At 66.1% G+C, this 14,267-nt stretch carries 20 protein-coding genes; 5 read left to right on the top strand and 15 right to left on the bottom strand.

From position 1 onward, the window contains the following. The first annotated feature begins 50 nt into the window (after positions 1 to 50). Positions 51 to 479 carry a universal stress protein gene (locus SVXhr_RS01225; protein WP_275738762.1) on the top strand — a complete coding sequence of 143 codons (429 nt, stop codon included), beginning with the start codon at positions 51 to 53 and terminating at the stop codon, positions 477 to 479. 20 nt (positions 480 to 499) lie between these two features. Here SVXhr_RS01225 and SVXhr_RS01220 read toward each other — a convergent pair whose 3' ends face one another. Beyond that, positions 500 to 1,612 (bottom strand): KaiC domain-containing protein, encoded by a 1,113-nt coding sequence (locus tag SVXhr_RS01220; RefSeq protein WP_275738760.1) that lies wholly within the window; start codon positions 1,610 to 1,612, stop codon positions 500 to 502. 120 nt (positions 1,613 to 1,732) lie between these two features. Between SVXhr_RS01220 and SVXhr_RS01215 the strand changes: the two genes are divergently transcribed. Beyond that, the gene (locus tag SVXhr_RS01215) at positions 1,733 to 2,608 is read left to right on the top strand and encodes an NAD(+)/NADH kinase (RefSeq protein ID WP_275738758.1); all 876 of its coding nucleotides are present in this window, start codon (positions 1,733 to 1,735) and stop codon (positions 2,606 to 2,608) included. A gap of 78 nt (positions 2,609 to 2,686) precedes the next feature. Here the strand turns inward: SVXhr_RS01215 and SVXhr_RS01210 are convergent, their stop codons facing one another. From SVXhr_RS01210 to SVXhr_RS01200, 3 genes are all read right to left on the bottom strand, one after another. Further along, entirely contained in the window at positions 2,687 to 2,995 is a 309-nt protein-coding gene (locus SVXhr_RS01210; protein ID WP_275738756.1) for a hypothetical protein, read from the bottom strand. 79 nt (positions 2,996 to 3,074) lie between these two features. Next, on the bottom strand, positions 3,075 to 3,263 hold the full coding sequence (locus tag SVXhr_RS01205; protein ID WP_275738755.1) for a hypothetical protein: 189 nt from the start codon (positions 3,261 to 3,263) through the stop codon (positions 3,075 to 3,077). A gap of 69 nt (positions 3,264 to 3,332) precedes the next feature. Continuing rightward, the gene (locus SVXhr_RS01200; RefSeq protein WP_275738753.1) at positions 3,333 to 3,554 is read right to left on the bottom strand and encodes a hypothetical protein; all 222 of its coding nucleotides are present in this window, start codon (positions 3,552 to 3,554) and stop codon (positions 3,333 to 3,335) included. A 127-nt stretch (positions 3,555 to 3,681) separates the two neighbouring features. Here SVXhr_RS01200 and SVXhr_RS01195 point away from each other — a divergent pair, with 127 nt between their 5' ends. Next, positions 3,682 to 3,885, top strand: coding sequence for a hypothetical protein (locus SVXhr_RS01195; RefSeq protein WP_275738751.1), 204 nt, complete (start codon positions 3,682 to 3,684; stop codon positions 3,883 to 3,885). Between the two features lie 25 nt (positions 3,886 to 3,910). Here SVXhr_RS01195 and SVXhr_RS01190 read toward each other — a convergent pair whose 3' ends face one another. From SVXhr_RS01190 to SVXhr_RS01180, 3 genes are all read right to left on the bottom strand, one after another. Next, positions 3,911 to 4,891 carry a 5,10-methylenetetrahydromethanopterin reductase gene (locus tag SVXhr_RS01190; RefSeq protein ID WP_275738748.1) on the bottom strand — a complete coding sequence of 327 codons (981 nt, stop codon included), beginning with the start codon at positions 4,889 to 4,891 and terminating at the stop codon, positions 3,911 to 3,913. Positions 4,892 to 4,962: 71 nt separating this feature from the next. Next, positions 4,963 to 5,718 (bottom strand): coenzyme F420-0:L-glutamate ligase, encoded by a 756-nt coding sequence (locus SVXhr_RS01185; protein ID WP_275738746.1) that lies wholly within the window; start codon positions 5,716 to 5,718, stop codon positions 4,963 to 4,965. Positions 5,719 to 6,288: 570 nt separating this feature from the next. Next, entirely contained in the window at positions 6,289 to 6,789 is a 501-nt protein-coding gene (locus SVXhr_RS01180) for a metallophosphoesterase family protein (RefSeq protein WP_015789147.1), read from the bottom strand. Positions 6,790 to 6,873: 84 nt separating this feature from the next. Here SVXhr_RS01180 and SVXhr_RS01175 point away from each other — a divergent pair, with 84 nt between their 5' ends. Beyond that, positions 6,874 to 8,118: an NUDIX domain-containing protein gene (locus SVXhr_RS01175; RefSeq protein WP_275738743.1), complete on the top strand. Its 1,245-nt coding sequence runs from the start codon at positions 6,874 to 6,876 to the stop codon at positions 8,116 to 8,118. A 39-nt stretch (positions 8,119 to 8,157) separates the two neighbouring features. On the opposite strand, the gene SVXhr_RS01170 is transcribed toward SVXhr_RS01175, so the two are convergent. After that, positions 8,158 to 8,646, bottom strand: a complete 489-nt coding sequence (locus SVXhr_RS01170; RefSeq protein WP_275738741.1) for a hypothetical protein — start codon at positions 8,644 to 8,646, stop codon at positions 8,158 to 8,160. A gap of 6 nt (positions 8,647 to 8,652) precedes the next feature. Then, a complete protein-coding gene (locus tag SVXhr_RS01165) occupies positions 8,653 to 9,204 on the bottom strand; it encodes a hypothetical protein (protein WP_275738739.1) in 552 nt (183 codons plus the stop codon). A gap of 332 nt (positions 9,205 to 9,536) precedes the next feature. Between SVXhr_RS01165 and SVXhr_RS01160 the strand changes: the two genes are divergently transcribed. Beyond that, entirely contained in the window at positions 9,537 to 11,063 is a 1,527-nt protein-coding gene (locus SVXhr_RS01160) for a glycoside hydrolase family 43 protein (protein WP_275738737.1), read from the top strand. Positions 11,064 to 11,095: 32 nt separating this feature from the next. Here the strand turns inward: SVXhr_RS01160 and SVXhr_RS01155 are convergent, their stop codons facing one another. The 6 genes from SVXhr_RS01155 to rimI all read right to left on the bottom strand — a co-directional run bounded on the left by SVXhr_RS01155 (position 11,096) and on the right by rimI (position 14,214). Next, entirely contained in the window at positions 11,096 to 11,419 is a 324-nt protein-coding gene (locus SVXhr_RS01155; protein ID WP_275738735.1) for a rhodanese-like domain-containing protein, read from the bottom strand. A 112-nt stretch (positions 11,420 to 11,531) separates the two neighbouring features. Then, positions 11,532 to 12,077, bottom strand: coding sequence for an NUDIX hydrolase (locus SVXhr_RS01150; protein ID WP_275738733.1), 546 nt, complete (start codon positions 12,075 to 12,077; stop codon positions 11,532 to 11,534). Between the two features lie 83 nt (positions 12,078 to 12,160). Next, a complete protein-coding gene (locus SVXhr_RS01145) occupies positions 12,161 to 12,553 on the bottom strand; it encodes a hypothetical protein (RefSeq protein ID WP_275738731.1) in 393 nt (130 codons plus the stop codon). Continuing rightward, entirely contained in the window at positions 12,554 to 13,024 is a 471-nt protein-coding gene (locus tag SVXhr_RS01140) for a DUF5809 family protein (protein ID WP_275738729.1), read from the bottom strand. It lies immediately after the preceding gene. A gap of 24 nt (positions 13,025 to 13,048) precedes the next feature. Next, entirely contained in the window at positions 13,049 to 13,627 is a 579-nt protein-coding gene (locus SVXhr_RS01135) for a DUF5810 domain-containing protein (RefSeq protein WP_275738728.1), read from the bottom strand. A 74-nt stretch (positions 13,628 to 13,701) separates the two neighbouring features. Further along, positions 13,702 to 14,214 (bottom strand): ribosomal protein S18-alanine N-acetyltransferase, encoded by a 513-nt coding sequence (gene rimI, locus SVXhr_RS01130; RefSeq protein WP_275738726.1) that lies wholly within the window; start codon positions 14,212 to 14,214, stop codon positions 13,702 to 13,704. Between the last annotated feature and the right edge of the window lie 53 nt (positions 14,215 to 14,267).

The raw sequence follows: 14,267 nt of genomic DNA, 5'->3' as shown, positions 1-14,267 counted from the left end.
ACTAGCTAGCATACCCTAAGGTTAAGACGGATGCCCGCGAAGATATTGACATGGGCAAGCGCATTCTGGTGCCGGTCGACGGCAGCGAGCAGGCCCGGGAGGCAGTCGAGTTCGCCGTCGCGGAGTTCCCGGACGCCGAGATGCACCTGCTACACGTCATCAACCCGGCCGACGCGGGCTACAGCGTCCAGGCGTCGATGCCGACGTTCTCCGAGGAGTGGTACGACCGCCAGAAAGAACAGGCCGAGAACCTCTTCAGCGAGGTTGAATCCGGGGCGACCGGCTTCGCGGGCACTTTTGAGGAGTTCATCGAGGTCGGCAAGCCCACCCACACGATCGTCCAGCACGCCGAAGAGCACGACGTCGACCAGATCGTGATGGGCAGTCACGGTCGCTCGGGCGTCTCACGCATCCTGCTGGGGAGCGTCGCCGAGACGGTCGTCCGGCGCTCGCCCGTCCCGATCACGGTCGTCCGGTAGTCCGGCCGCCGATCACGCGTCTAGAAGATGCTTGCCTGCTGGTAGACGTCGATGCCGTCCAGCGTGATCGCGTAGGGTTTCGTGGCACGGGAGTGGTTGGCGTTGCGTATCTTCTGGATCTCGACGGCGAGGCGGGTCTCCTGGGTGTCCCCACGGACGTACTGGAGGACGAACACGGCGTCGGTCAGGTACTCGATGATGCCGTGTCTGGAGGCGTAGGGGTTGTCCTCGTTGGCCTCGCTGGTGAACATCGTCGTGACGCCGGCCTCTTTCAACGAGCGGGTAAAGTCGAACACCTCCGTCCGGCGGCGGGCCTGGTCGTCGTACATCATCTCCAGCAACGAGACCGAGTCAAGCACCAGTCGGTCGGCACCGAACTCCCGAACGAGCTCGGGGAACTCCCCCCGGATGTTCTCTAAGCTGTTGGCCATCTCGACGGGGTCGAGATCGACGATTGCGAGTCGGTCCTCACGTTCGTAGCGGTCGAACTCCCAGCCGCGCTCGTCGGCGGTGTCGAGGATGCTCTCGCGACTCTGTTCGAGCGTGATGAAGACGACGTCCTCGCCCTGTTGGAGACCATGGTGAAGAAACTGGAGGCCGAAGGTGGTCTTGCCGGTCCCGGGCGACCCGATGACGACCATCAGGTGACGCTGTGGGATCCCACCCTGTATCATCCCGTCGAGCCCCTCGATCCCGAGGTCGATACGTGGGATCTCCGACTCGAAGGACTCGTCGTCTTCGAACGGATTCTCGGCCGCGGCTTCGCCGCTATCGCCGCCGGGACCGCCAGCCGAATCAAGCGCACTGGCGAAATCCTCGTCGAACAGCGCGCCTTCGCCCTCCTGGGCGGTCACATCCCCGCCGTCTTCGTCAGTCGAATCGTCCACCGCTCCTGTCTCGGTGATCGAATCCGCCCCACCGTCCTCGGTTGTCGAAGTCGACTCGGAGACTGAGTCGAGGGCTGCCTCGAATTCGCTTGTCTCTGCAGCGACGTCACTGTCGGGCGTTTGCTGGTCGTCTTCCGCGCCAGTCGAGGACGTCTCGTCAGTCTGCGTGGATGGGCCGTCACCACCGTCCGGATCCTCGCTGATCGCCTGCTCGAACCAGTCATCATCCGAGTCGTCGTCGCTCATGTGCTGACTCCTCGACTGGGGCAACCAGTCATGTCCAGAGATTGGATTCACACCTCAATAACTCTGTCCGTCCGCACGAGATGAGACGATTTTATCAGGGGCGGTGAGCAAGGTCGAATTATGGAACTCGGACTCGTCGGACAGAAGGACAATCCACGTGCCCGCTCGCTCATCGAGGCGATCCGGATGGATCTGGCGGACGAAGCCGTCTCGATCGTCGTCGACGAGGTGACGGCCGCGGCGCTCGCCGACGACCGCCACGACACCTACGGTGGCGTCGCCACGCCGGAACTCGACGCCCCGGCGAGCGTCTCGATCGAGGAGATCGACGACACCGACCTGATCGTCTCGATCGGCGGCGACGGCACGTTTCTGTACGCCGCACGCGGGGCCAACGGGACGCCGATCATGGGCGTCAACCTCGGTGAGGTCGGCTTCCTGAACGCCGTCTCGCCGAACGACGCCATCGACGTCATCCGGGACGTGGTAACTGACATCCGCGAGGACGGCGAGACACCGACGCGAGCGCTCCCCCGACTCCAGGTGAGCGGCGACGGGTGGGAACTCCCGCCGGCGTTGAACGAAGTCGTGATTCAGGGGCCCCAGCGCGGCCACGGCAACGGCGTCGGCACGACCGTCCGGATCGACGACGCACTGTACACCAGCGGCCACGCCGACGGCGTCCTGATCGCGACGCCGACCGGCTCCACGGCCTACAACTTAAGCGAGGACGGCCCGCTGGTCCACCCCGACGTCCCGGTGTTCGTCGTCACGGAGATGGCCGCCGAGCGCCCGATGCCGCCGCTGGTGGTCGACGAGGACACCACGATCACCGTCCGCGTCGAGGATGCCGAGACGGCCTCAGTTGTCAGCGACGGCCGGACCACCCACGAGATCGAACCGCCCGCCCAGATCACGGTCGAACAGGCCGACCAGCCGGTCCACGTGGCCGGACCACCCCTGGAATTTTTCACTGCACTCGGGAAGCTCGAATAGGACGCCAAGAAGGCTGAAGTGGCACCGAGAAGGCGATGAGACGCCGAGAAACCCGGGCGGACGATCGCCGTGCGACACTCAACTCGGTGTCGCCGACCGCCGTGCCGTCGTATAGAGCACGGGGCCGGCAAGCAGGAGAACCAGGCCAAAGAACTTGTACTGCATGACCGAGCCGAGGAGACTCCCATCTCCCGGCTGGAGGGCACTTCCCGGCGTCACCACCAGAATGAGGCCAAACCCGATAGCCTGGGTCGCGAGCGCCTTCCGGGAGCGCAACGCTACTGCGGCCAGGATCGACAGGCCAAGCACCAACAGCAGGATGTCCCCCACGTTGTAGTTCAGCAGGAAGTTGTCGACGAGTTGCAACGGCACCAGTGACCCGTTCATTGTCATATGTTCGCCCCGACGCGGGCTTGAACGTTCCGCTACCATTCGTTTTGGCCGCCTCCACGTGGAGTGCGCCGGCTTAGATACCGGTCATGTCGAGTGGCCGAACCCACCCATACCAGAGGACGAACATCGTCGCGAGATACCCACCGCCCCAGACGAACATCCCCAGCCTGTCATAGCCCGCACTGGCGAGCGCGTAATCCGCCAGCCCGAAGCCGATGACGCCGCTGACCAGAATAGCCATGAAGGTGAGTCGACGTTCCATTCGAGTGACCCCATTTCGACCGCCAGCCGCGTGAATCCCACGGTCCCGGCAGCCGTCGCGGTCCGGCCGTTACCAGTCCTTGCACGCCACACAGACAAGCTCGCCGTGCTGGTGCCACCGGCGGTCGACAGTGGCCCCACAGGAGGCACACTCGACCCCGCCGGGGGCGAACTCGTAGGTCGTCGTCGCCGGCTCGACGGACTCCTCGGCCGATTCGCCGGCGGATTCGGTCGCGGTCGCCGACTCCCCCTCGTCGCCCAGAAACTCGTCCAGGGAGGCATCGTCGCCCATACCGAAGCGAGTTCGCCGACGCTCTTAGCCCTGACGGCGAGTCGAGACTGAGCGCGGCCGGGACTGGGAGGCCCCGATAGATCGCCGCCGTCCAAGCACCCAAGTACCGGGCGTGTGAACTGCCACCATGATCGTCCTGTCACTCGTCTCGTTTCTGAACCGACTCGTCGGCAGTATCGGTGAGATGCCGTTTCGATTCGCCGAGGTCGTGACGCACGACCCGATCAGCGCCGTGCTGGTCGGGATGGGCGCGCTGGTGATCGGACTCACCGTCGGGGCCAGTGCGTACCTGACGCTCGGCGCAGTCGTGGATCTCGTCTCACCGGCATAACGCCGAGTCCCACCACCGCCGAGACTTACTCCGCCGCAGCCGTTTCGAGCGCCTCGGCCGCCAGATCGATCGCCGCCTCCAGGTCGGGCCCGAGCGGCGACGCGACGACGAAGCTATCGACGGATTCCATCGCCGCCTCGATCCGATCAGCGACGGTATCTTTCGTGCCAGCGATCGCGAAGGCGTCGATCATCGCCGGCGTGACCGCGCCGAAAGCCGTCTCGAAGTCCCCCCGCTCGATGGCGTCGCCGATCCGTTCCGCGCGGTCGTGATCCAACCCATGTCGATCCAGTACCGGCGGCGCGGTGCTCCCGACGATGAACGCCACCGGCGGTCGAGCGGCCTCTCTGGCCCGATCCTCGCTCTCGGCGACGCTGACGCTCGCGTAGGCGGCAACGTCGAGATCGCCACGGTCGTCCGGTCGCTCGGATCGGCCCTCTTCGATCCGGTCGGCCGACCACGACAGGTCCGCCGGGTGGGCGGCGTTGACGAGCACGCCGTCGGCGTGTTTCCCGCTCATCCGAAGCATGTGTGGGCCCTGTGCGCCAACGTAGACCGGAATCTCCCCCACCTCGTAGTTCAGGCTCGCGTCCGTCGCCCGGAAAGTGCCGTCGTGATCGACGGTGTCGCCCGTCCAGAGCTGCTGGGCGACCTTGAACGTCTCAAGGACGCGCCGGAGGGGCGAGTCGCGCTCGACGCCGAGGTTGGCGAGCGTCGAGGCATCACCGGCCCCGATACCGAAGACACCGCGGCCGTCGCTGGACTCGTCGAGGGTGGCCATCCGCGAGGCCAACCGGACGGGATGGGTCTCGTAGGGATTGACCACGCCGGGGCCAAGTTGAACCGAGTCCGTCGCCGCCGCGATCGACGAGAGGGTCTGGAACGGGTCGCGGTTGTTGTAGTGATTGCTCGCGAAGATAGTGTCGAAGCCGGCGCGCTCGGCGCGCTCGGCCAGTCGTCGTACCGCTTCGACCGGATGTTCGGGGGTGAGTTCGATCGCTTTCATTGGTCTGTGTGTTGTGAGTGCCGTGCTGTGAGTTCGTCGTCAGTCGGTGTCGTCCCGTTTCTCGTCTCCGGTCACGCGGGGTCGTACTCGAAGTCGGCGAGTGCCTGCCGGACGAGATCGCCATCACGGTCCCGGAACAGATCGTCGTGGCTGTCGTGGTCGCCGAAGTCCCAGTCGCGGACGACCGCCACTGGCCGGCCGTCGTCGCCCTCGCCCGTGACGAGGTTGGTCGCCGCGGCGAGTTCGTCGACGACGGCCTCGACGGTCGCCGTGAGTTCGCGTCCCTCGCGGTCGTGTTCGCCCCGCCAGTCCCGCATTGCCGAAATTCCGGCCCAGCCAAGTGCGACGCCGCGCTGACCCTGCCGAAAGGGGCGTCCCGACGTGTCTGTCACGACGACGGGGACCCCGAGCGCGTCGGACAGTCGCTGCGCGCTCGCCGATGGATCCTCGGGCAACAGGAGCAGGTCCGCGCCGGGGACGTTCGAGCGGTCGATGCCCGCGTTGACGGTGATGTGGCCAAAGTGAGTCACCGCCAGGATGAACGGGGCCGCCATGACGAGTTCCTCGCTCTCCTCGAGGACGGCCTGGGCGAACCGCGGATCCTTCCGTTCGCCGGCGATCTCGCCGATCCGCTCGGCGATGTCGTGGGCGCGCGCCCCGGGGTCGAAGTCCGACAGATCCGCCCCCCTGCCTTCGGCCTTCGAGACGACCGTACTGGCGACCGTGAGGACATCGCCCTCCCGCAGGTCGACGCGCTCGTCGATCAGCGCCGCCAGATCGTCACCCGGCTCGATTTCCGGGATATCCGGGACCGCGAAGACCTCCATACCCCGAGTCGGCCCGGAACCGCCAAAAGTCGCCCGGTAGCGTCGCGTTCGTCCGGCGTCGAAAGCAATCGAGGAGGCGGTGTTTAGTTAAGCGATTCCTGGGTGAGATAGCCAGAAAGCCCCGAGTGGCTCCGGTTGAGGGTAGCGAGGGACCGCCGGTCCCTCGGACAGTCGGACGGCGTCGCCGTCCGACGACCTCGCTGCGCTCCTCACTCCGTTGTCGTTCGAAAGGCGCAAAGCGCCTTTCGTGATGACGAGAGAGCTTCGCTCTCTCGAACCACGGTGTCCGCTCACGGGCGCGAAGCGCCCGTTCGCGCGTGCCGAGGCGCGTAGCGCCTCGCGCCTTACTTCGGCCGTCTTCCCGGAGCCACTCGCCCCTTTCAGTCCCGCCCATGCCGGCTGACCAACCGGCCTCGGGTGGGACTGAAAGGGGCCGCGTTCTCAGCAAGCCCCGACGACGCAAGCACCTGCCGGAGCGCAGCGAGTCGCGGCAGCTGAGAGCGCGGGGGCTTTCTGGCTGTTGCAAGCGATTCCCGCTAAACTAAACACGACCATCGAGAACGGCCGCCCCTACTCGGACTCGCGGTGGACAGTCACCGAGAGGTCGCCGTCGTTGACCGTCGCCGTCAGCATCGTGGCCTCGCTGGCCGGTGATGCCCCGGTGACGCTGCCGGGATTGAGCAGCCGAACGCCGTCGACGGTCGTATCCAGGCACTCGTGAGTGTGGCCCGCGACGCCGACGGTCGGCCCCTCGCTCCCCTCCTCGGCGACGATGCTCGCGACACGCTGTTCGTAATCGTGGCGCGATCCCGTGCCGTGAGTCACGACGAACTCGACACCGCCGAGCGTGACGCGTTCGATCTCGGGCAGACCCAGCGCCCGTGGATCCATGTTCCCGGCGACGGCGGTGAGTCGACTCGCCGCGCCGCGAACGTCCGCCAGCGCCGCCGATGCGTCGAAGTCACCGGCGTGGATGACGTGATCGGCCGCGCGGATGCGGTCGAGCGCCCAGTCGGGGATCGCCGGTTCGCGGGATGGAACGTGTGAGTCGCTGATGATCGCGACGTCCATGCCAGGTGACAGGGACTCGATCGGTTTTGCATTGTCGGCTCGCCGCCCCCACGCTTCATTGGGTGAGGGTGCATACGTCCGGACATGAACGAGGTCGACGTCGTCACCTGCTTGCTCCGGAACCGCGGCCAGGTCCTCCTCCTGCGCCGGAGCGACGCCGTCGGCTCGTACGCGGGGCGATGGGCGGCCGTGTCAGGGCACGCCGAGGGCGACCCCGACGCCATGGCGCGAGAAGAAATCGCCGAGGAGACCGGACTCGAAGCCGAGGTAACGCGCCTGCGGCGTGGCGATCCCTTCGATGTCGTCGACGCCGAGCGCGGAACGCGGTGGGTCGTCCACCCCGTCCTCTTCGAAGCCCAGAGCAGGGGGGTCGAACCCAACGACGAGACGGCCGAGCACGAGTGGGTCCACCCGACGGCGATCCGCCGCCGTGAGACCGTCCCCGATCTCTGGGCGTCCTACGACCGCGTTCGGCCAACCGTCAAGACCATCCGCGAAGATCGCGACCACGGCTCGGCGTGGCTGTCGCTCCGGGCACTGGAAGTGCTTCGCGACGAGGCGGGCATCCGGGCGTGGGGTGGAGAAAGTGGCGGGTGGGATGACCTCGCCGTCGTCGCCCGGGATCTCCGGGACGCCCGCCCCTCGATGCCCGTCGTCGCAAACCGGGTGAACCGGGTGCTGGCCCGCGCGGACCGATCGCCGGAGGGAGTCGAGGAGATGGCTCGCGAGGAGGTCGAAGCCGCCATCTCGGCCGACGACGAGGCGGCCGAAACCGCTGCCGAGCGGCTCCCGGATCGAATCGCCACGCTCTCACGGTCGGGGACCGTCCGGACGGCGATCGAGCGCGCCGATCCCGAGGCGGTACTGGTCGCCAAATCGCGACCGGGCGGTGAAGGGGTCGGTGTGGCCGAAGAGTTGGCCGAAGAGCGAGACGTGACCCTCGCCGGCGACGCCGATCTGGCGTGGGCGATCCACGAATGGGAGCCGAAAGCGGTCATCGTCGGGGCCGACGCGATCCGACCCGACGGCGCACTCGTGAACAAGGTCGGCACCCGCGCGGCGGCACTGGCTGCTGCCCACGAGGAGATCGCCGTCCTCGTCGCCGCGGCAGCCGACAAGGTGCGTATCGATGCGAAAATCGAGATCGAATCCGTCGATCCGGAGACGATCTACGACGGACCGGCCGATCTGACCGTTCGATCACCGCTGTTCGACGTGACCCCGCCGGGGCTGATCGACGCGATCTGTACGGATCGAGGAGTGCTTGAACCAGAGGACATCGGTGCGATCGCTGCCGAGCACCGGGCGAACGCCGGCTGGACGGGCTGACCGCCGAAACGCAACCTGTTCGAATTTGCTGGAAGGGGTTCAGGGAGACCACTCCGGGAGCGAAGGCCGCTCATCCTGCCAGCGAACAGCCTCAAGTACCGCCGGGAGTTTCCTGAGTCGTCGTTCGAGGACCGAAAGCGGATGCGCGTCGAGAAAATCAGCCGCGTGACGATCAACCGTCGTCCCTTCGTGGTCAACCTGGACGTGACACGGTCCGAGGTCGGAATGGTCAGCGTCGCGGTGGAATCCGAGCATGAAGTCCCGATCGGGTTCGATCCAATTGAGGCGGTAGTATTCGTAGTCGACATCGCTTGGATACCAGAACCGGACTTCCAGGCGTGCGGTCTCAGTCTCGTCGATGTCGTGCAGAAAGACCGTGGTTTCGACGTCGGCGAGGACGTGGCGTGGGCGTCGACGTGATGGGCGATACCGAACGTTCTCGCACCCGGCGTGTTTCGAAAGTCGGTCGTGGACCTTCCTGAGGAGCGTCCGTTGAGTGTGGCGATCTCGGCCAGCGAGAAACAGCATCGAGCGCTAACTCCTCGCCCGCTCGGCCATGGTTCGCATCCCTTCGCGTGCGGCTTCGACGTCGGTATACAGCGCCAGGGCGTGTTTGAGGAGTTGCCGGTCCGCCTCGTTCTCCCGCCAGAAGGTGACGACGTCGCGGCGTTCGCTGCTCTCGGCACTCGACAGCCCCTCGTCGGCGAGCGTCTGTTCGAGGGCTTCCCAGGAGTCCACGCCGTACGTCTCCTGCCACCCTTCGATTTCCGCGGTGATGGCCGCCAGTTCGCTCCGGAGTTCCTCACGCGTGTTCTCCTCGATCAGCGTCCGGATCTCGTCGAAGAACAACTGCGTCCGATCCGGCTGATATCGGGTTGCATCGTCACTGTCGATCCGCTGGAGGCGACCCTGCTCACGGAGGCCTTCGAGTGTCTCGTTTGCGGTACTCCAGGCGACGTCCGCCTGCTCGCTGATCCAGTTGATCGAGCGAGGTTCACGCAACGTTTCCGCGACCGACTGAACCCGCTCGCGAGCGCTGGTCGCATCCGACCAAGACTGGTTGTGCCCGCGTGAATCGTCCGCCATTTTGGAATCCTCTACCTCCACGTTGGTCACCCTCTCATTTAAACTTACGTCCTCTAGAATAGCTAAGAGTGTTTCGCGAAATCAGATTGCTCTCCTCACAGTAGCACACGAAACACGTGTACTTTTGAGGACAGGCGCGTAAGGTTCCGACGGTGGCGATGACGAGCAGTTACCCCCACTGAGTCCCTTCTGATGAGAGGTTTACCCGAGCCACCACATCGCAACTCGGCTACTGACAAGTGTCCCGAGCAGGCATGCACCCATGCTCATCTGTCGAACCTGCCGGGCTTGGACCGCAAGGACTTATGAGCGACGGCCGCGAGCCCTCCGGTATGCAGTATTCGAATCCAGTACTTCCGGGCATGCATCCCGATCCGACGATCGCGCGCGCCGGCGAGGACTTCTACCTCGCCATCTCGTCGTTCGAGTACTTCCCCGGCGTCCCGCTGTTTCACAGCACGGACCTGGTCTCCTGGGAGCGGGTCGGCCACTGTCTCACCCGCGACAGCCAGCTTGACCTCCGCGGTCGCGAGGCTTCCGACGGGATCTACGCCCCGACCTTGCGCCACCACGACGGCACCTTCTACATGGTCACGACCGATGTCGGCGGCGACAACGGTGGCCACTTCATCGTGACCGCCGACGATCCCGCCGGCGAGTGGTCCGATCCGCTGTACGTCGACGCGGGCGGGATCGATCCCGACCTCTTCTTCGACGACGATGGAACGGCCTACTTCCAGTACACCGACGGCGAGTCCTTGCCGGAGTACCGGGTCCGACAGGCCGAGATCGACCTCGACACTGGCGAACTCGGCGACGTCCGCCAGCTCTGGCGTGGGATCGAAGGCGGGTTCGCCGAAGCGCCGCACATCTACGAACGCGACGGGACCTACTACCTCATCACCGCCGAGGGCGGAACCCACACCGACCACATGGTCACCGTCGGCCGGAGCGACGACCCGACCGGCCCGTTCGAACCCCATCCCGACAACCCCGTGCTCTCCCATCGCGGTCGGCCGATGCACCCGCTCAGCGCGATGGGCCACGCCGACATGGTCCAGGCCCCGGACGGCTCGTGGTGGATGGTGTTCCTCGGGATCCGCCAGTATGGCCCCAACCCCGGTGTCCACCACCTCGGTCGGGAGACGTTCCTCGCACCCGTCACCTGGGAGGACGGCTGGCCGATCGTCAACGACGGCGAGCCGATCGACCCCGAGATGACCGTCGAGTCGCTGCCCGGCGATTCACCCGGCGGGCTGGCGAGTCCGGCCCGACCGTTCGAAACGACCTTCGACGGCGAACTCGACGACAGCTGGCAGTTCCGACGGAACCCGGACCCGGCGACCTACTCGGTCTCGGGCGAGGGGCTGACGCTTGCGGGCAAAACCGACAGCCTCGACGAGTTGGATGCGACGTTCGTCGGCCGCCCGCAGTCCCACTTCGATTGCCGAGCCGAGATCGATCTCGGGTTCGATCCCGACGACGGTGAGGAGGCCGGTCTCGCGCTCGTGATGAACGAGTCCCACCACTACGAGATCGGCGTGGGTCGTGAGGGTGGCGAGACAGTCGCTCGCGTCCGACTCCGGATCGGCGAGGTTGCCGAGACGGTCGCGTCCATCCCCGCCGCGGGCGAGAACCACCGGCTGGTCGTCGACGCGACGACTGAGGAATACACGTTCCGCTACGACGACGGCGACGGCGAGCCGACCGAACTCGCCACGGCGGCCACACGGTACCTGTCGACGGAAGTCGCGGGCGGGTTCACCGGCGTCTATATCGGTCCGTACGCACTCGGCACCGACACAGAGACGGCGACGCCGGCACGCATCCAGCGCTTCGCATACGAACCAGCGGAGTGATCGACGCGTCCCCCGTGCCGACAGCCCCCGCTTCAGTGACCGTCGCCCATCTCTAAGTCGCCGTCCCACCCGTCGACGCCACACGAGAGACTTTCGACTGGGCAATCAATACCTTCGTAGGCAGCAACGAGTCGGGCCGCCCGTATACTCGCCTGCCCATGAGCACAGACAGTGACGACCCGATCGGCCCCATCGAGGCGGTCGACCTCGTTCGTGAGCGTGGCCAGCGGAACGTTTTCGCTGTCGGGAATGTGACCGCGTTCGAAGGCGGCCGGTGGTCGAACGTCGACGATGCGCACGTCCTGGTCTGTATCGAGCAACGACTTGAGATCCGCCGCCGAGCACTCGCCGTCCATGGGAGTCCGTCACATATCCACCCTCATAACCGCACCGGTCGAGCCTGTATCACACGATCTATCCTGGTGGTCCGAGGGCAGCCGAGCGGCTGAGGCAGTCGCTCACAGACGATCAGAGCAGACCGTCTTCCCGGGCGAGCAGGATCCCCTCGATCGTCGCGTCGTTGGCCGGGTTGGCTCGGGCACGGTCGAGTGCCTCCTCGACCGGGACCGTCGTGACTTCGAGGAACTCGTTGTCATCGAGGTTCGTCCCGACGGGTTCGAGGCCCTCGGCGAAGACGATCCCGCGCTGGTGGCGCATCGCCCCCGTCGCGACCCAGAAATCCTCCAGCAGCGAGACGCCGGCAGGATCAAAACCCGTCTCCTCCCGGAGTTCCCGCGCGCCCGCCTCGGTGTAGGACTCGCCGTCCTCGACGATCCCGGCCGGGAATTCGAGGCAGTGCTCGCGGATCGCCGGCCGATACTGCTCGACCATCACGAGTGCATCGTCGACGACCGGAACGACGACGACCGCGTCCGGCAGTGCGGCCCAGTAGTAGCGCTTCTCGGACCCGTCAGGCTGTTCGACCAGATCGTAGCCCCCCTCGTACCACCCCGTCTCGTACTCGATGCGTGATTCGAGAATCGGCCAGTCGTGCGCCACGTCTTCTCCAGTCATGGCGGGCACTTTCGGCCCGAGCGTGAAACGTGCATTGGCTCGCCCTGCCCTGTAGTCGGCCGAGCCCCACCGGTCGGTCCGGACTACTGCTCGATGGTCAGCCGATAGTACGCGTCCCCGTCACGGACGTAGACCGCCTCCGGTCCGTCGACCGCCTCAGTCGAGCGCTGTTGGAGCGCGGTGAGTTCGTCGAACGGCGAGTGGGTGAACGCCTCCTTGAATCCGACGTAGCCCTTCCAGTACGGGCCGGACTCGCCCGGTTGGGCCGTTGTGGCCGAATCGATCGCCGCCGTGGTGTACGGAAACCGCCGCTCGTCCAGATCGGTCGCGTTGACCGCCGCGTGTTCCTCGACCGGCGTCGCGGTCATGTAGTAGGGGTCGCCCGCCTTGATGAATCCCGGCAGTGCGCCCAGTGCGAGCAGGAGCACCACGATGGCGAGGATGGCGACGGAGACCAGTTTCGTCCGTCTGCGCATTCAGGTCGCCCCCGAGTGATCGCCATGTTCGTCCGTCTGTGGCTCTGTTTCGTCCGTTTCGAGAATGTCCCGATAGAGCCGGCCGTACGCCTGACGGCGAAGGGTCCCGATCGCCGCCGCCTCGGCGTCCTGGAACGTCGTGGCGACGATCGTTTCGGCGAACGGCGGCGCGTGCCAGACCACGCCCTCGACGTGTTCGCTGCCGGTCTGGAGAACCTCGCCACCGTGGCCGTCACAGAACGAATCGAACTCCTCGTGGGTGCCGACGCGGACGGCAAGAAGCGACGCAAAGACCGCATCGTGGGCGGTCTCGATCACGTCGTCGGTGACGCGACGGTCGTATTCGTCGCCGTCGAGATCCATCGCCCGCGCGACTTCACGGACGACGACCCCCGCAGTCGACGCGAGGGCGTCGTAGTGGTCGCGGGCGTCCGCGGGCGTCTCAGGTGCGAGCAGCCCCTCGGTGTGCATGCCCGGGCTTTCGGGTTCCGTCCACTATTCCGTTTCGCCAGCGTCAGTGTCCGCCGGCTCCGCCCCGGTTCGTTCGCCGGTCGCTCGATGGTCGTCCGAATCGTCGCTGTGGGATTCACCGTCGTCTTCCACACCGGTAGCCTGCTCCCGGCGCGTGCGGGTCATCTCGTAGGCCTCCCGGAGGACCGCCATGGCGTCGGCGTCCAGGGTCGGATCAGCCCCCGCCGTCGGACCGCCGCCGATGTCATCGAAGGTCACTCCCGGATCGTGCTCGTCAATGATAGATTCGGTTCCCCCAGCTAGATCGCCAGGGCGGTCGACGCTGTCGGTTCGCTCGACGTCAGCCGCATGTTCGTGGATTTCAGGGTCGCCGGTTCCGTGGTCGTGTTCGACGGTATCAGCTCCGGGGACGTCGACTTCCTCGGCGTGCTTGCGGACCCGGTCGGCAAGCCCTTCGTCGTCTTCCTGGTCCCACCCCGGTGCGTGCTCGGCGAGCCAGCGCTCGTGATCGTCGTCACCAAGCAGCGCGGTAAAGGCCAGGTGATTCGCCAGGTGTCTGGCGTCGACCTGGGGCTGTTCGCACACTGGACACGCGTATCCCATACGGTGATCCACGGACTCGTGAGTGAAAGGTGTTCGCCGGGGGCGTGGCGAACCCGGGCGATCACCCCGAGCGCTCACGGCGACCGGAACATGACCAAGGCGTGCTCGCCGTCGTCGTAGTACCCGGGGATCGTCCGCCGGTGGACGAACCCTTCACTCCGGTAAAGGTGTCTGGCGGTGTCGTTACTCTCGCGGACTTCGAGTTTGACGGTGGTGATGCCGCCTGCCCCGAGGGCGATGATCGCGCGCTGGAGCAACTGGCGACCCACGCCGCCGTTTCGCCGGTCGGGATGGACGGCGAGGTCCTTGACGTGACCGAGTGGCTGGCTGTGGTTCGGGACCATATCGGCAACGACGTAGCCGATCACGGAGCCCGCCGTCCCGGGGGCTCGATCGACGGCGACGAGAAAGGCCGGCGCGTCGAGAAATCGTTCGAACGCCCCGATCGGCCAGGGCTGGGAGAACGAGCGGCGTTCGATCTCCGCGACAGCGTAGAGATCCGCGTCAGTCGCAGGGCGAACTAGCGGTCCGGCCGCCCGTTCGGATGCGACGGTCGTCACTGCCGATTCTACGAGCCCCTGATACATACACGTGACGACGCGAGATCACCCGAGGACACAAGATTCATAGGAACCCATCG

Origin of the sequence: Halorhabdus sp. SVX81 (genome assembly GCF_029207715.1) — an archaeon.
Taxonomy (GTDB): domain Archaea; phylum Halobacteriota; class Halobacteria; order Halobacteriales; family Haloarculaceae; genus Halorhabdus.
The sequence above is the reverse complement of the archived record's forward strand: the minus strand, read 5'-3'. Positions and strand labels throughout refer to the sequence as shown.

Excerpts from the sequence above, each read along its gene's own strand:
- SVXhr_RS01225 (WP_275738762.1), top strand. The coding sequence starts at position 51 with ATGGGCAAGCGCATTCTGGTGCCGGTCGACGGCAGCGAGCAGGCCCGG.
- SVXhr_RS01220 (WP_275738760.1), bottom strand. The coding sequence starts at position 1,612 with ATGAGCGACGACGACTCGGATGATGACTGGTTCGAGCAGGCGATCAGC.
- SVXhr_RS01215 (WP_275738758.1), top strand. The coding sequence starts at position 1,733 with ATGGAACTCGGACTCGTCGGACAGAAGGACAATCCACGTGCCCGCTCG.
- SVXhr_RS01210 (WP_275738756.1), bottom strand. The coding sequence starts at position 2,995 with ATGAACGGGTCACTGGTGCCGTTGCAACTCGTCGACAACTTCCTGCTG.
- SVXhr_RS01205 (WP_275738755.1), bottom strand. The coding sequence starts at position 3,263 with ATGGAACGTCGACTCACCTTCATGGCTATTCTGGTCAGCGGCGTCATC.
- SVXhr_RS01200 (WP_275738753.1), bottom strand. The coding sequence starts at position 3,554 with ATGGGCGACGATGCCTCCCTGGACGAGTTTCTGGGCGACGAGGGGGAG.
- SVXhr_RS01195 (WP_275738751.1), top strand. The coding sequence starts at position 3,682 with ATGATCGTCCTGTCACTCGTCTCGTTTCTGAACCGACTCGTCGGCAGT.
- SVXhr_RS01190 (WP_275738748.1), bottom strand. The coding sequence starts at position 4,891 with ATGAAAGCGATCGAACTCACCCCCGAACATCCGGTCGAAGCGGTACGA.
- SVXhr_RS01185 (WP_275738746.1), bottom strand. The coding sequence starts at position 5,718 with ATGGAGGTCTTCGCGGTCCCGGATATCCCGGAAATCGAGCCGGGTGAC.
- SVXhr_RS01180 (WP_015789147.1), bottom strand. The coding sequence starts at position 6,789 with ATGGACGTCGCGATCATCAGCGACTCACACGTTCCATCCCGCGAACCG.
- SVXhr_RS01175 (WP_275738743.1), top strand. The coding sequence starts at position 6,874 with ATGAACGAGGTCGACGTCGTCACCTGCTTGCTCCGGAACCGCGGCCAG.
- SVXhr_RS01170 (WP_275738741.1), bottom strand. The coding sequence starts at position 8,646 with ATGCTGTTTCTCGCTGGCCGAGATCGCCACACTCAACGGACGCTCCTC.
- SVXhr_RS01165 (WP_275738739.1), bottom strand. The coding sequence starts at position 9,204 with ATGGCGGACGATTCACGCGGGCACAACCAGTCTTGGTCGGATGCGACC.
- SVXhr_RS01160 (WP_275738737.1), top strand. The coding sequence starts at position 9,537 with ATGCAGTATTCGAATCCAGTACTTCCGGGCATGCATCCCGATCCGACG.
- SVXhr_RS01155 (WP_275738735.1), bottom strand. The coding sequence starts at position 11,419 with ATGGACGGCGAGTGCTCGGCGGCGGATCTCAAGTCGTTGCTCGATACA.
- SVXhr_RS01150 (WP_275738733.1), bottom strand. The coding sequence starts at position 12,077 with ATGACTGGAGAAGACGTGGCGCACGACTGGCCGATTCTCGAATCACGC.
- SVXhr_RS01145 (WP_275738731.1), bottom strand. The coding sequence starts at position 12,553 with ATGCGCAGACGGACGAAACTGGTCTCCGTCGCCATCCTCGCCATCGTG.
- SVXhr_RS01140 (WP_275738729.1), bottom strand. The coding sequence starts at position 13,024 with ATGCACACCGAGGGGCTGCTCGCACCTGAGACGCCCGCGGACGCCCGC.
- SVXhr_RS01135 (WP_275738728.1), bottom strand. The coding sequence starts at position 13,627 with ATGGGATACGCGTGTCCAGTGTGCGAACAGCCCCAGGTCGACGCCAGA.
- rimI (WP_275738726.1), bottom strand. The coding sequence starts at position 14,214 with ATGTATCAGGGGCTCGTAGAATCGGCAGTGACGACCGTCGCATCCGAA.